The following is a 230-nucleotide window of genomic DNA, read 5'->3' on the forward strand; positions in this document are numbered from 1 at the left end:
TTCAAGGACAGTTCCCTTGTCACCCATCAGTTTGGCCAAGGCTTCAGCGCCAAGCTTGCCGGCCTTTTCGTTGTCGAAAGCGACGGCAGCGTCGGCGATGTCGCCCGGGATGACCGAATCCACGGTGGTGACGGTCTTTCCGGCGTCGTGGATCATCTGGACTCCAGGAACCAGTTCAGCGGAGTTATTCGGGCTGAGGACAATGCCGTCCACACCCTGGGCGAGTTGGT

At 59.6% G+C, this 230-nt stretch carries 1 protein-coding gene; it reads right to left on the reverse strand.

The features are described 5' to 3' along the window. Positions 1-213: sugar ABC transporter substrate-binding protein (locus ACPYOG_RS21145; RefSeq protein ID WP_481295996.1), on the reverse strand; the 213-nt coding region annotated here is incomplete at its 3' end. Positions 214-230 lie beyond the last annotated feature (17 nt).

The sequence above is a fragment of the Leifsonia sp. HAY1-4F genome (assembly GCF_056755275.1).